Below are 13,949 nucleotides of genomic sequence, written 5' to 3'. Positions count from 1 at the left end.
GTCAGACGCAGCACTGCAACAGAAGAAAATGAGGGAAAAATGAAAAATCTGACCAAGATCGGCGGCGTTTCCGCTGTCGTGGCAGCGCTTGCGCTGACCGCCTGCGGCGGCGGAGGTGCAGCCAAGGGCCCCGAAGCCGCAAAGGCCCAGGACTCGGGCAGCGACCTGGCCAAGCTCATCAGCATCAACGCCAAGGACGCCAAGGACCTGCAGCCGGGCGGCAAGGTCACCCTGCCGCTGGGCAACATCGGGCCGGATTTCAATGGTTTCTCGAACACGGGCAACAGCGCAGACAACACGGCCCTGCACCGGCCGATCGACGGGGCCGGCACCTGGGGCTGCTGGAACTTCGACTTCGACGGCACCGCCTCGCCGAACAAGGACTTCTGCGAAGACGTCAAGAGCGAGGTCAAGGACGGCAAGCAGACCATCACCATCAAGGTGAACGACAAGGCCACCTTCAACGACGGCACTCCGATCGACGTGAAGACGTTCGAGAACACCTGGAAGATGCTCAACGGCAAGAACAAGGACATTGACGTCGTCACGTCCGGTGCCTACGAGTTCGTCGACTCTGTCAAGGCCGGCGCCAACGACAAGGAAGTCGTGGTCACCACCACCCAGCCGGTCTACCCGCTGGACTCCCTCTTCACCGGCCTCATCCACCCCTCGGTCAACACCCCGGAGATCTTCAACACCGGCTTCACCGGTGAAATGCACCCGGAGTGGATGGCCGGCCCGTTTAAGGTGGACAAGTACGACTCCGCCGCCAAGACGGTCACCATGGTTCCCAACGATAAGTGGTGGGGGACCAAGCCGGTTCTCGAGAGCGTGGTCTTCCGCCAGCTGGAGACCAGCGCCCAGATCGCCGCGTTCAAGAACGGTGAAATCGACGGCGTTTCCGCCAACACCATTTCCCTCTACAAGCAGCTCGACGGCACCAAGGACGCCGAGGTCCGCCGCGGCCAGCGCCTGTTCGCGGGCGGTCTGAACATCAACGCCCAGAAGGCGCCGATGACGGACGTCGCCATCCGCAAGGCGATCTTCACCGCCGTGGACCGCGAGGCCCTGCGCAAGGTCCGCTTCAACGGCCTGAACTGGGAAGAGGAAAGCTCAGGTTCGATGATGCTGCTGCCGTTCTCCAAGTACTACCAGGACAACTACCCCGTCACCGAGACCGGCCCGGATGCGGCCAAGAAGGTCCTGACCGACGCGGGCTACAAGCCGAACGCGGCGGGCATCATGGAAAAGGACGGCAAACCGGCCTCCTTCAAGATCAGCAACTTCGGTGACGATCCCACCACCCTGGCCTTCGCGCAGACCCTGCAGAAGCAGCTTCAGGCCGGCGGCATGGACGTCGGCATCGACCAGCGTGGTTCCGCCGACTTCGGCAAGGTCCTGGGCAGCCGCGACTTCTACCTGAGCGTCTCCGGTTACACCGTCGGACCCGATGCCACCGATGCCGTCAAGCAGTTCTATGACTCCAAGACCAACGAGAACGAGCTCGGCGACGCCGAGCTGGACGCCAAGATCAAGAAGCTCTCCACCATCGCCGACAACGCCGAGCGCAACAAGGCAGCGATGGAGGTAGAGAAGGAGCACATGGCCAAGTACTTCTCCATGGGCGTCGTGATGAACGGTCCGCAGATCTCCTTCGCGCGCACCGGCCTGGCCAACTACGGCCCCTCCCTGTTCAAGAGCCTGTCCCAGGTTCCGGACTGGACCACCATCGGTTGGGAAAAGAAGTAAGCCTTCCCTTCCGACGCTCCCTCACCTAGGGCAGCAATCCAGGCGACCCTCCCTCACTCTGTGGGGGAGGGTCGCCTGAATTGTTGCCGGACCTGAGGGAGCGTCGCGTCGGCGGGTAACGTGGAGGCCATGGCACCTTCCTCCCCGCCCCTCCGCACCGCCATCGCCGGCTTCGGCCTCTCCGGCAGCGTGTTCCACGCGCCGCTGATCGCCGCCAACCCGGCCTTTTCCCTTGACGTCGTGGCCACCTCCGACGCCGGCAGGAAGTCGGCCGCTGCCGCAGGCTATCCGTCGGCCAGGATCGTCGACACCCCGGACGCCGTCCTGGAGCTCGCCGGTGGACTGGACCTGCTGGTGCTGGGAACCCCGCCGGCCACCCACTACCGGCTCGCCAAGGCCGCGCTGGAGGCGGGCCTCGACGTCGTCGTGGACAAGCCCTTCACGGTACGCAGCGCCGAGGGCCAGGAGCTGATCGAGCTCGCCGCGCGGCTGGGCCGGGTCCTCACCGTGTTCCAGAACCGGCGCTGGGACGGGGACTTCCTGACCCTCCGGGCCCTGCTGGACAGCGGGGCCCTGGGAGCTGTCACGCGGTTCGAATCACGCTTTGAGCGCTGGGCGCCGAAGGTCACGAAAGCGTGGAAGGCGGCGGCCACCCCCGACGACGGCGGCGGGGTGCTGTTCGACCTCGGCACCCATCTGTTGGACCAGGCGCTGCAACTTTTCGGCCCCGCCACCGTGGTCCATGCCGAACTGGCGGCCCGCCGGGAGGGCGAGCCGGCGGACGACGACGCGTTTGTGGCCCTGCGGCACGACTCCGGGGTCACGAGCCACCTCTCGATGAACCTGCTCTGCGCCCAGCAGGGGCCGCGCTTCCGCCTGCTGGGCAGCGAAGGCGGCTTCACCAAGAACGGCGTCGACCCGCAGGAGCCCTATATGGCAGCTGGCGGGAGCCCGCTGGATGCCAGTTACGGCGTGGAGGACCCGGAGTGGGCCGGGCTGCTGGGCCGCGACGGCCACTTGGACCGCCTGCCCACCGAACGCGGCGCGTACCCGGAGTTCTACCGCATCCTGGCGGAGAAGATCACCGGCGGTGGCACGTCCTCGGCCCTGCCGCTCCCGGTGGATCCCGCCGACGCCGTCGACGTCCTCAAATTAATTGAAAAGACTCGGGAGCTGGCCGGTAAGAGCAGTTAACGAACGACGCTGGACGACAGACATCCGGCAGCCCGGCAGAGCCAGTTACGCGGAGACCAGCTCGTGCCAGTCGGCGACGAGGGGCAGGTTGTGTGCCTCGGAGACCGAGCGGTGGGCCACCTGGCCGGCGGCAATGTTGAGGCCGGCGGCGAGGGCGGCGTCGCGCTCAAACGCGGCCTTGACGCCCAGGTTGGCCAGCGATACCGCGTAGCGCAGCGTGACGTTGGTCAGGGCGTACGTTGAGGTGTTCGGCACGGCGCCGGGCATGTTGGCGACGCAATAGAAGATCGTGTTGTGGACCTTGTACGTCGGTTCCTGGTGGGTGGTGGGGTGCGTGTCCTCAAAGCAGCCGCCCTGGTCCACGGCAATGTCCACCAGCACGGAGCCGGGCTTCATCCGGGAGACAAGTTCGTTGGTGACCAGCTTCGGGGCCTTGGCGCCGGGGATCAGCACGGAGCCGATCACGAGGTCGGCGTCGACCACGGACTTCTCGATCTCGTAGGCGTTGGAGGCAACCGTCTTCAGGCGGCCCTGGTACTGGGCGTCGAGTTCGCGCAGCCGGTTGATGTTGATGTCCAGGATGGTGACGTCGGCGCCGAGGCCCAGGGCCATGGCGGCGGCGTTGGTGCCGGCCACGCCGGCGCCCAGGACAACGACCTTGGCGGGGCGGACGCCCGGGACGCCGCCGAGCAGCACACCCTTGCCGCCGGCCGGAGCCATCAGTGAGGTGGCGCCGACCTGGACGGACAGGCGGCCGGCCACTTCGGACATGGGGGCCAGCAGCGGCAGGGTGCGGCCTTCCTGCACGGTCTCGTACGCAATGGCCGTGACGCCGGAGTTGATGAGCTCCTGGGTCAGTTCCGGCTCGGCCGCGAGGTGCAGGTAGGTGAAGAGGATCAGGCCCTTGCGGAAGCGGTGGTATTCGGCCTTGACCGGCTCCTTGACCTTCATGACCATGTCGGCGCGGGACCACACGTCGTCGGCCTCGGCGACGATCTCGGCACCGGCAATGGCGTATTCCTCATCCGTAATTCCGGAGCCGAGGCCTGCGCCGCGCTCCACCAGGACGGTGTGGCCGTGGTGGCGGAATTCGTGCACGCCGGCGGCCGTCATGGCGACGCGGAATTCGTTGTTCTTGATCTCTTTGGGGACACCGATGATCATTTTTGGCTCCAGGAGTGGCGGCCGTAGGGGCCGGGGTGTGCGGGGAAGTCGTGATTCCAGAATAGATCCGGCTGTGAGGCAGGCGACAGGGGCGGCGAACCGGACACCCGCCCCGCCCGCGTGTTTCCGGGGATTTAGAAAAGTCCGGCGCGACAATTGTCGAGCGCGGAAACGTCAGGTGTCGCCTGCTGTCCGTTGCAGGACTGTTCGTCGCCGCGGCCGGCGGGGCAGTAGTGTTGCAGCATGCAGCAGCAGGACGTGGAGCAGCTCGTGGAGCGTGTGGCCCTCAGGCTCGGCCGCGGGCTCTCGCTCGAAGACCTTGACGGCGTCCTGCTCGCCTACAGCTCCAACCAGTCCCACGCGGACCGGGTCCGGGTGAACTTCCTGCTCAGCAAGCGCGTTGCGGCGGACGTCAGCGCCTGGCAGCTCTCGCACGGCATCGCGACGGCGGTGCGCCCCGTCGTCGTGCCGGCCAACGAGGAGCTGGGAATGTTGGGACGCGTGTGCGTCCCGCTGTTGGTCCGCGGGTTCCGGGTGGGCTACCTCTGGGTGCAGCTCGACGCCGAGGAACCCACCGCGGGTACCGTCCTGTCCCAGCTGCCGGACGTGGCGCGCGAATTGGAGGAGCTCTCCGCCCTGCTCCTGGATTCCAACACCGCCGAATCCGAGTTCCGCCGCCGGCGCGAACAGGAGTTCCTCGCCGCCTGCCGCGGCGAACCCAACGCCGTGGCCGCCGTCGCGGGCTGGAAGGAAGTGCAGGGCCGGGGGCCGTGGCAGCTGGTCACCGTGCTCGACGCCGACGGCTGGGCCGAGGGCTCCGACCCGATCGCGTCCACGCTGATCCACCGTTCCGCCGCGCTGCAGGCGACCATCGGCGTGGACGCGGCACTGTTCAGCGCCGGGACCGAGACCCACGCGGTGGTGCTGTTCAAGGAATCCACCGGCCGGGCCGACCACGCCCAGGTGCTGGTCCACTACCAGCTGGAACTGGCCAAGCGCGCCGGCCGCCCGGTCCGACGCATCATCCTGGGCACCTCCGAGGGCTTCTCCCGGCCGCGGGAATTGGCCGAGGCGTACCGGCAGTCCCGCCAGGCGGCGCAGGCCGCGGCCGTGGACCCCCAGCTCGGCGAGCTGGTGGACTGCCGCGCCACCGGTCTCTACCAGTTGCTGGCCTCGGCGGGCGGCGGGGCGGGAGCCTGGGCGGACGCGGGTTCGGTGTACTTCCGGATGCTGGAGGACCACGACCGCAACGGTGAACTGCTGCCGGTGCTGGAGCTTTTCTACGACAACGACAGTTCGGTCCAGGAAGTGGCGGCCAAACTGCATCTGCACCGCAGCAGCATCTACAACCGGCTCGGCCGGATCCGGCAGGTGCTGGGCGTCGATCCGCTCAAGGGAATGGTGCGGCTGGAACTGCATGCGGCGCTGAAGGCTAGGCGCTGGGCCGAACGGCCAAGGATCTAGGCGGGGATTCAGGGCCCCCAGGGCTAGGGGTCGTCCCGGATGGCCGTCTCCCGCGGTGCGTCCTGCGCTGATTCGCGCGGCGCGTCCTGCGCTGTCTCCCGAGCTATGTCCCGCCTGCGGCGCGATAGCCGGCTGTCGGTCCACAGGGCTACGGCCACGAACGCGACGCAACTGGCCATGAAGGCCGCCGTGTTGTTCAGCCCCATCACGGTTCCGAGGATGCCTGTGAGCACCATGGCGGCGATGCCGGCCAGGATGTGCCACCCTCTGAACTTACCCACAATTCAAGCGTAACCCCGGCCTCCTCCGCGTTTCCGCGCTGGGCCGGGATCGTTGTTTGATCCTTATCACGCCGTCACGAAGCACGTCACGAAGCATCCGCGCCGCCGTCATCTTCACCGCCGCCGGCGGCCCCGGGGGAGACATTTTCGGCGGCCGTTTTCTTCTTCTGGGTTTCCAGCCAGGCCATGATGTCGGCCAGCCGGATCCGCCGGTGCGTGCCGCGGTATTCGACCGGGATCTCGCCCCGGTCCGTCATGTTCCGCAGGTAGGTGTGCGAGATGCCCGCCAACTCTGCCGCCTTCGAGGTGGTGAGCATTTCCTCCACGCTGCCGACCGTGACTGATTCGCCCCGGCTGAACCGGCCCAGCAGGTCCACGACGGCGTCCCTCGCCGCGGGCGGCAGGCGGTGCACGGTGCCATCCACAAAGACAGTGATGTCGTTGCTGCCGGTGAGCGCGTACTGGAGTTTTTGTGCATCCTCGGCCGGGAGTCCGGCCGTTACCCGGGGAGCTATCAGTGTCATGGAGTGCATCCTAGCGCCCCGGGTGGGGGCACGCCCTCTGGTTACAGGCCCAGTTCTTCCAGCACCGGCAGCTTGGCCCGGACCCAGGCGCGCGCCTCGGAGGCACTCGGGGCGGACAGGGCCAGCTTGGCGAGCTCCTGCGCCTCGGCGAGGGTGACGGTCTTCAGTACCGCGGCCACCGCAGCGATGGACCGCGCGGTCATGGACAGGGTGGTGACGCCCAGTCCGGTCAGCACGACGGCGAGGGCCGGATCCGCCGCAGCCTCGCCGCACACACCGACCGGTTTGCCGTGGCCTTCCGCGGCGGAACCCTCCACCGTGAGGGCCACGAGCCGCAGCACGGCCGGCTGCCACGGGGTGTTCAGCGCCGCCAGCGGGCCCAGCTGCCGGTCGGCGGCCATGGCGTACTGGGTGAGATCGTTCGTGCCCAGGCTCGCGAAGGACACCTCCCGGAGGATGGCCTCCGCCGTGAGTGCGGCGGACGGAACTTCCACCATGACACCGGGGGTCTTGATCCCCGCCGCGGCGCAGAGGGACGCGAACCGGGCGGCCTCCTCCGCCGTCGAGATCATCGGCGCCATCACCCAGACGTCCGCCTCGGACTCATGTTCCGCCAGGGCGATCGCCTGCAGCTGGCGTTCCAGCACCCCCGGCGTGGTGAAGTCGGTCCGGTAGCCGCGGACCCCGAGGGCCGGGTTCGGCTCGGTGGCGTCGGTCAGGAACGGCAGCGGCTTGTCCGCCCCGGCGTCCAGGGTCCGGAGCACCACCTTCTTGCCGGGGAAGGCGTCAAAGACGCCCTTATAGGCGGCGGCCTGCTCCTCCACGGAGGGTTCGGTGTCGCGCTCGAGGAAGCAGAACTCGGTCCGGAACAGGCCGACGCCCTGGGCGTTGAGCCCGGCCGCGGCCACCGCGTCCTTCGCGCCGCCGACGTTGGCCAGCAGCGGCACCAGGTGGCCGTCCGCCGTCGCGCCGTTGCCGTCAAAGTCCGCCAGCAGCGACGCGGTGGCGGCCCAGTGCTCCGCGGCGGCGCGCTGGGTCTCGTCGGGCTCCGCCGTGATGGTGCCGGCCGCGCCGTCGACATAGACCTCCGTGCCGTCCGGCAAGGCGTCGACGCCGGCTGCGGCGACGACGGCGGGCAGGCCGAGGGAGCGGGCGATGATCGCGGTGTGGGACTGCGGTCCGCCGCCGGCAGTGAGCAGTGCCAGCACCTTCTCCGGATCGAGCGTCGCGGTGTCCGCCGGGGCCAGGTCCTCGGCAATCAGGATGAACGGGCTGGTGGAGGAGGGGATGCCCGGGGCGGGCACACCGCGCAGCTCGGCCACGATCCGGGCCCGCACGTCCAGCACGTCGGTGGCGCGCTCTGCCATGTAGCCGCCGAGGTTGTGCAGCATTTCCGAGACGGAGGCGCCGGCTTCCCAGATGGCGCGCTGGTTGGAGGTGCCACGGCCGATCAATTTCGCGGCGGACTTCAGCAGCATGGTGTCCGTGGCCATCAGCGCCGTGGCTTCCAGCACCGCCTTGCCGTCGCCGCTGACCGTCTCGGACCGGGCCTTGAGCTCATCGTGCACAGCCTTCGCCGCCGCCTTCAGCGCCGCCGTCGCCTCCTCGGCGGAAACGCCGGCCGGCAGCTGCTCGCCCGCCGCAGGCTCACTGACCGGTTTCGGCATCTGGCGGATGGTGCCGATGATCCGGCCGGGGCTGACGCCTACTCCTTGGAAGTTCTGCACTGAAAGTCCTCATTCTCTGCCGTGAGCCAGTAAGTCAGTTCAGGTGCCGCCACTGAACGCCTAGATCCTAGATTTCCTGCGGCTGTCCGCTACGTCAACCGGCAATGTGCGGCACCTGAAAAAAGTGTATGTGATGCACTTCATATAGCGTTGCTATAGGTGCTAGGGTAGCGGCTATGAGTATCGATGGCCAGTTGCCACCCAAAATCCGGCTGCTGCGTGCAGCGGCCGGATTGCTGGCCAAATCCGGGGGAGCGGCGGTCTCCACACGCCAAATCACGCAGCTGGCGGGCGTCACCGCCCCCACCCTCTACCACCACTTCGGTGACAAGGAAGGGCTGTTCGACGCCGTCGTGGCGGCCGGCTTCGAGGAATACGTGGCCGGCGAACGCGACATTGCGCCGTCCGGGCAGCCGTTGGAGGATATCCGGCGGATGTGGGACCAGCACGTACAGTTCGGGCTCAAACAGCCGGAACTGTACCTCGTGATGTTCGGCAATATCCGGCCCGAGAGCCGTCCCGCCGTCGTCGCCGACGCCGAGGCGCTCATGGAGGAGATGCTGAACAAGGCCGCCGTCGCCGGCCAGCTCAGTGTCCCGCCCAGGGAAGCGGCGCGGAGCATCCTGGCCGCCAACGTGGGCGTGACCCTCATGCTCATCACGGAGAAGGCGCCGGAGCGCAACCTTGAGCTCTCCGCCATGACCCGTGACGCGATGATTTTTGCCGTCGCCACCGAGCAGGCCCGGGAAGCCGGGCCGGAGGACTCCGGGAAATCCCCGGTCGTGGTGGCGGCTATCGCCTTGAATGCGGCGCTGCAGGCCTCACACTCGGACCAGCTGTCCAGCTCTGAACTCAAGCTCTTTCTCGAATGGCTTCACCGGATCTCCATCAGTTCCACCAGCTAGCTCGTCGAAAATATCGGACAATCCTGCGGTGCAGCAGGAATCACGGTTAGGAAATCACATGGCAACAGAGACAGTTGCAAAACCCCGGACCAGCGTTCGGGTCGGCGTCCAGAAATTTGGCACCTTCCTGTCCGGCATGATCATGCCCAACATCGGGGCCTTCATCGCCTGGGGCATCATTACCGCCTTCTTCATCCCGGCGGGCTTCACCCCGAACGAGGAACTGGCCAAGCTGGTCGGTCCGATGATCACCTACCTGCTGCCGCTCCTGATCGGCTACACCGGCGGGCGCATGGTTTACGGTGTGCGTGGCGGCGTGGTCGGCGCCGTCGCCACGATGGGCGTGATCGTCGGAACGGACATCCCGATGTTCATCGGTGCCATGATCATGGGGCCGCTGACGGCGTGGATCATGGAGAAGATCGAAAGCCTCTGGGAAAACAAGGTCAAGCCCGGCTTTGAGATGCTGATCGACAACTTCACCGCGGGCATCGTCTCCGCTGGCATGGCCATCTTCGGCATGCTGGTGATCGGTCCGGTGGTGAAAGCTTTCAGCACCGGCGCCAGCGCCGTCGTCGAATTCCTGGTCAACAACGGACTGCTTCCGTTCACGAGCATTTTCATCGAGCCCGCGAAGGTATTGTTCCTGAACAACGCCGTGAACCACGGGATACTGACCCCGCTGGGCACCGAACAGGCGCTCGCCCAGGGCAAGTCCATCCTGTTCCTGCTTGAGGCCAACCCTGGCCCGGGCGTGGGCATCCTGCTCGCCTACATGGTCTTCGGCAAGGGCATGGCCAAGGCCTCGGCCCCCGGTGCAGCGCTGATCCAGTTCGTCGGCGGCATCCACGAAATCTACTTCCCGTACGTGCTGATGAAGCCGATCATCATCCTCGCCGCGATCGGCGGCGGCATGACGGGTATCTTCACCCTCGTCCTGACCGGCGCGGGCCTGCGCTCCCCGGCCGCCCCGGGCAGCATCCTAGCGGTCTTCGCTGCGACTCCGCCGGACAGCTATTTCGGCGTGGCCCTGTCCGTGCTGCTGGCCGCCACGGTGTCCTTCCTGATCGCCTCCGTGATCCTCAAGTCCAGCAAGGACGTCGAGGGCGATGAGCTCGGCGCCGCCACCACCCGGATGGAAACCATGAAGGGCAAGAAGAGCTCCGTTTCTTCCGCCCTCGTGGGTGCCGGAGCCGGTGCCGGCGGCGTCGCGGTGCTGGCCGGTCCGGTCAAGAGCATTGTCTTCGCGTGCGACGCCGGCATGGGCTCGAGTGCCATGGGCGCCTCGGTGCTGCGGAACAAGATCAAGGCTGCCGGCTACCCGGACGTCAAGGTCACCAACTCCGCGATCGCGAACCTGAGCGACACCTACGACGTCGTCATCACGCACCAGGACCTGACCGAACGGGCCAAGCCCGCGACGTCCAGTGCGGTCCACGTCTCGGTGGACAACTTCATGAACTCGCCGCGGTACGACGAGATCGTGGAACTGGTCCGGACCAGCAACGCGCCGGTTGACGCCTCCGGTGCCATGGACGCGGGGGCTGGAGAGGCCGCGGGCGCGGCCGTCGCTTCGGACGCCGAGGCGGCGCCGGACGCCGGCACCGGGTCCGGCCCGTCCGGGATCCTCGTGGCCGACAGTGTGGTCCTCAGCGGCACGGCAACCACCCGTGACGCCGCGATCGACGAGGCGGGGCGGCTGCTGCTGGAGCGCGGCGCCGTCGACGCCGGCTACCTGGACGCGATGCACGAGCGCGAGGAATCCGTCTCCACCTACATGGGCAGCTACCTCGCGATCCCGCACGGCACCAACGCCGCCAAGGACCACATCATGAAGTCCGCGGTGTCGGTGATCCGCTACCCGAACGGCATCGACTGGAACGGCAAAGAGGTCAAGTTCGTCGTCGGCGTCGCCGGCATCAACAACGAACACCTGCAGATCCTGTCCTCGATCGCCAAGGTCTTCACCAACAAGGCACAGGTCGCGCAGCTGGAGGCGGCCACCACCGTCGATGAAGTGCTCGACCTGTTCGGAAAGGTTAATTCCTAGTGAAGGCTGTTCATTTCGGAGCCGGAAACATCGGCCGCGGATTCGTCGGGCTGCTGCTGCACGATGCCGGGTATGAGGTGGTGTTCGCGGATGTCGCGGACGCCCTCATCGCCCAGCTCGCTGCGGCGGACAGCTACCAGGTCCACGAGGTGGGGGACAGCCCCGCCGTGCGGACGGTGGACAACTTCCGCGCGCTGAACTCCGGCACCCAGGAAGCCGACGTCGTCGCGGAAATCGCGACGGCGGACATCGTCACCACCGCGGTGGGCCCGCACATCCTCAAGTTCGTGGCGCCCGTGATCGCCAAGGGTATTGCGGCCCGCGCGGCGGGGCTGGCGCCGCTGCAGGTGATGGCCTGCGAGAACGCCATCAACGCGACCGACATCCTGAAGTCCGAAATTGCTGCCCAATGGGATCCGGCCGCCGGCTCCCTGGACGACGCCGCCGTGTTCGCCAACACGGCGGTGGACCGGATTGTGCCCAACCAGGAGGCCGGGCAGGGCCTGGACGTCACGGTGGAGACGTTCTACGAGTGGGTCATCGACCGGACGCCGTTCGCGGGCAAGGAACCGGTCATCCCTGGAGCGACCTTCGTGGACGACCTGGCCCCGTACATCGAGCGGAAGCTGTTCACCGTGAACACCGGGCACGCCTCGGCCGCGTACTTTGGTTTCGAGGCCGGGCTCGCCAAGATTTCCGAGGCCATGGCGGACCAGGACGTCGCCGCGGACGTGCGCGCCGTGCTGGACGAGACCAAGGAACTGCTGGTGGCCAAGCACGGCTTCAACCGCGAGGAACAGGAAGCCTACGTGCAGAAGATCCTTGGCCGGTTCTCCAACCCGCACCTTCCGGACACCGTGAACCGGGTGGGGCGGGCACCGCTGCGGAAACTCAGCCGGCACGAACGCTTCATCGGACCCGCGGCGGAGCTGGCCGAACGCGGGATCGTTCCCGAGGCGCTGCTTGGCGCGATCGCCGCCGCGCTGCGCTTCAACGACCCGGCCGACGCCGAGGCCGTGGAGCTGGCGCAGATCCTGAACTCCTCCACTCCGGAGGACGCCACGACGAAGATCACCGGCCTGGAGGCGGAGCACCCGCTCTTCCCGGCCGTCTGCGCCCTCGTCGAGGAAGCCAAGGCCGCCGTCTAGCCGGACGCTCCCGCACCTGCTGCACCATTCCGGCCGACGCTCCCTCACCTTTGGCCGGAAAACGATGGGCCCTCCCTCACATGATGTGAGGGAGGGCCCATCCTTAAAGCCGCGAATCTGCGGGAGCGTCGGCCCCGGACGTGCAGGAGCTGCGGGAGCGTCGGCCCCGGACGTGCAGGAGCTGCGGGAGCGTCAGACGCGACTGGCCGTGGCGGTCTCGGCGTCGGACATCGCCTTCCAGTCGGCCACCCGCGCCTGGTGCAGCGGCGAGCGGCGGACGACGGCGAACGCGGCGCCCAGGACGGCGAACCAGAGCGGCGTGACCAGCAGGGCCACGAAGGTGTCCGGCTGGGTGGTCAGCGCCCAGATGAGGAACGCGAAGAAGGCGAACACCACCCACACCATCGGAATGCCGCCGGGCATCTTGAATGTCGACGCCGCGTGCAGCTCCGGCCGGCGTTTCCGGAACACCAGGTAGCTGGCCAGGATGATGCTCCAGACAAACATGAAACAGACGGCGGACACAGTGGTGACCATATCGAAGGCCACGCCCACGTCCTTGCCCGCGTACAGCAGCGCAACACCGGCGAGCAGCAGCACGCAGGACAGGAACAGGGCGTTCTGCGGGACCTTGCGGCTGGAGAGGCGGCCGAACAGCTTGGGGGCATCGCCGTCGTTGGCCAGGCCGTAGACCATCCGGGAGGTGGAGTAGATGCCGGAGTTGGCCGAGGACATCGCGGAGGTCAGCACCACCAGGTTCACCACCGTGGCGGCCATACCGAGGCCGGCGAGAGAGAACATGGCGATGAACGGGCTCTCGCCGGCCTTGAAGCCGGTCCACGGCGTGACGGACATCAGGATGATGAGCGCGCCCACGTAGAAGAGCATGACACGCAGCGGGATGGCGTTGATGGCGCGGGGCAGGTTGTGCTCCGGGTTCTTGGTCTCGGCCGCGGCGGTCCCCACCAGCTCGATGCCCACGAACGCAAACACGGCGATCTGGAAGCCGGCCACGAAGCCCATGAATTCCTTGGGGAACAGGCCTCCGTGGCTCCACAGGTTACTGAAGCCCGCGGTGCCGGCGTTGGACTGGAAGCCGGTGAAGATCATGACCAGGCCAACCGCGATCAGTGCCACGATGGCCACGATCTTGATGAGGGCGAACCAGAACTCCGTCTCGCCGAAGGCCTTCACGGTCGGCAGGTTCAGCAGTAGCAGGATGATGATGGTGGCGATCCCGGGGACCCACAGCTGGACCCCGGGCCAGAGCTGCTCGGCGTAGCCGGCAATCGCTATCACGTCGGCCACGCCGGTGACCACCCAGCAGAACCAGTAGGTCCAGCCGGTGAAGAAGCCCGCCCAGGGGCCCAACAGGTCGCCGGCGAAGTCGCTGAAGGACTTGTAGCTCAAGTTGGACAGCAGCAGCTGGCCCATGGCGCGCATCACGAAGAACAGCATGAAGCCGATGATCATGTACACGAAGATCACGGACGGTCCGGCGACGGAGATGGTCTTGCCGGAGCCCATGAAGAGGCCGGTGCCAATGGCGCCGCCGATGGCCAGGAGCTGGATGTGCCGGTTGCTCAGCGAGCGTGCAAGGTGGGGCTCGGTGTCGCGGCTGGAGGCAGTTCTCTGCTCCGCGGTTGTCTGTTCGGGCATGTCAACAATCCTTAGTGTGGTCCGCCGTATTGGTGACGGCGGTTACAAATCAGCCTTTCTAAGGTACAGGCTCGGGGACCTGGC

11 protein-coding genes are annotated in these 13,949 nt (G+C 67.1%); 6 read left to right on the top strand and 5 right to left on the bottom strand.

The annotated features are described in order from the left end of the window. The first annotated feature begins 39 nt into the window (after positions 1-39). Entirely contained in the window at positions 40-1,749 is a 1,710-nt protein-coding gene (locus ACUYM2_RS17735) for an ABC transporter family substrate-binding protein (RefSeq protein ID WP_481601254.1), read from the top strand. 129 nt (positions 1,750-1,878) lie between these two features. Further along, entirely contained in the window at positions 1,879-2,943 is a 1,065-nt protein-coding gene (locus ACUYM2_RS17730; RefSeq protein WP_481601253.1) for a Gfo/Idh/MocA family protein, read from the top strand. A gap of 45 nt (positions 2,944-2,988) precedes the next feature. Here the strand turns inward: ACUYM2_RS17730 and ald are convergent, their stop codons facing one another. After that, complete coding sequence (gene ald / locus ACUYM2_RS17725; RefSeq protein ID WP_481601252.1) at positions 2,989-4,107, bottom strand: alanine dehydrogenase; 1,119 nt, start codon at positions 4,105-4,107, stop codon at positions 2,989-2,991. Between the two features lie 243 nt (positions 4,108-4,350). Between ald and ACUYM2_RS17720 the strand changes: the two genes are divergently transcribed. Further along, the gene (locus ACUYM2_RS17720; RefSeq protein ID WP_481601251.1) at positions 4,351-5,571 is read left to right on the top strand and encodes a PucR family transcriptional regulator; all 1,221 of its coding nucleotides are present in this window, start codon (positions 4,351-4,353) and stop codon (positions 5,569-5,571) included. A 23-nt stretch (positions 5,572-5,594) separates the two neighbouring features. On the opposite strand, the gene ACUYM2_RS17715 is transcribed toward ACUYM2_RS17720, so the two are convergent. The 3 genes from ACUYM2_RS17715 to ptsP all read right to left on the bottom strand — a co-directional run bounded on the left by ACUYM2_RS17715 (position 5,595) and on the right by ptsP (position 8,103). Beyond that, the gene (locus ACUYM2_RS17715) at positions 5,595-5,852 is read right to left on the bottom strand and encodes a hypothetical protein (RefSeq protein WP_481601250.1); all 258 of its coding nucleotides are present in this window, start codon (positions 5,850-5,852) and stop codon (positions 5,595-5,597) included. Between the two features lie 86 nt (positions 5,853-5,938). Beyond that, entirely contained in the window at positions 5,939-6,376 is a 438-nt protein-coding gene (locus ACUYM2_RS17710; protein ID WP_481601249.1) for a helix-turn-helix domain-containing protein, read from the bottom strand. Between the two features lie 41 nt (positions 6,377-6,417). Further along, on the bottom strand, positions 6,418-8,103 hold the full coding sequence (ptsP, locus tag ACUYM2_RS17705; protein WP_481601248.1) for a phosphoenolpyruvate--protein phosphotransferase: 1,686 nt from the start codon (positions 8,101-8,103) through the stop codon (positions 6,418-6,420). Positions 8,104-8,279: 176 nt separating this feature from the next. On the opposite strand from ptsP, the gene ACUYM2_RS17700 reads away from it, so the two are divergent. The 3 genes from ACUYM2_RS17700 to ACUYM2_RS17690 are packed head-to-tail and all read left to right on the top strand — an operon-like array spanning position 8,280 to position 12,206. After that, on the top strand, positions 8,280-9,008 hold the full coding sequence (locus ACUYM2_RS17700; protein ID WP_481601247.1) for a TetR/AcrR family transcriptional regulator: 729 nt from the start codon (positions 8,280-8,282) through the stop codon (positions 9,006-9,008). 58 nt (positions 9,009-9,066) lie between these two features. Next, a complete protein-coding gene (locus ACUYM2_RS17695; RefSeq protein ID WP_481601246.1) occupies positions 9,067-11,058 on the top strand; it encodes a PTS mannitol transporter subunit IICBA in 1,992 nt (663 codons plus the stop codon). Further along, positions 11,058-12,206, top strand: coding sequence for a mannitol-1-phosphate 5-dehydrogenase (locus ACUYM2_RS17690; protein WP_481601245.1), 1,149 nt, complete (start codon positions 11,058-11,060; stop codon positions 12,204-12,206). The genes ACUYM2_RS17695 and ACUYM2_RS17690 overlap by 1 nt, the downstream gene beginning before the upstream one ends. Before the next feature lie 192 nt (positions 12,207-12,398). On the opposite strand, the gene ACUYM2_RS17685 is transcribed toward ACUYM2_RS17690, so the two are convergent. Beyond that, positions 12,399-13,865 (bottom strand): amino acid permease, encoded by a 1,467-nt coding sequence (locus tag ACUYM2_RS17685; protein ID WP_481601244.1) that lies wholly within the window; start codon positions 13,863-13,865, stop codon positions 12,399-12,401. Positions 13,866-13,949 lie beyond the last annotated feature (84 nt).

This window comes from Arthrobacter sp. SD1074B (assembly GCF_056780195.1).
This window is presented reverse-complemented; position numbering and strand designations above follow the sequence as displayed.

Excerpts from the sequence above, each read along its gene's own strand:
- ACUYM2_RS17735 (WP_481601254.1), top strand. The coding sequence starts at position 40 with ATGAAAAATCTGACCAAGATCGGCGGCGTTTCCGCTGTCGTGGCAGCG.
- ACUYM2_RS17730 (WP_481601253.1), top strand. The coding sequence starts at position 1,879 with ATGGCACCTTCCTCCCCGCCCCTCCGCACCGCCATCGCCGGCTTCGGC.
- ald (WP_481601252.1), bottom strand. The coding sequence starts at position 4,107 with ATGATCATCGGTGTCCCCAAAGAGATCAAGAACAACGAATTCCGCGTC.
- ACUYM2_RS17720 (WP_481601251.1), top strand. The coding sequence starts at position 4,351 with ATGCAGCAGCAGGACGTGGAGCAGCTCGTGGAGCGTGTGGCCCTCAGG.
- ACUYM2_RS17710 (WP_481601249.1), bottom strand. The coding sequence starts at position 6,376 with ATGACACTGATAGCTCCCCGGGTAACGGCCGGACTCCCGGCCGAGGAT.
- ACUYM2_RS17700 (WP_481601247.1), top strand. The coding sequence starts at position 8,280 with ATGAGTATCGATGGCCAGTTGCCACCCAAAATCCGGCTGCTGCGTGCA.
- ACUYM2_RS17695 (WP_481601246.1), top strand. The coding sequence starts at position 9,067 with ATGGCAACAGAGACAGTTGCAAAACCCCGGACCAGCGTTCGGGTCGGC.
- ACUYM2_RS17685 (WP_481601244.1), bottom strand. The coding sequence starts at position 13,865 with ATGCCCGAACAGACAACCGCGGAGCAGAGAACTGCCTCCAGCCGCGAC.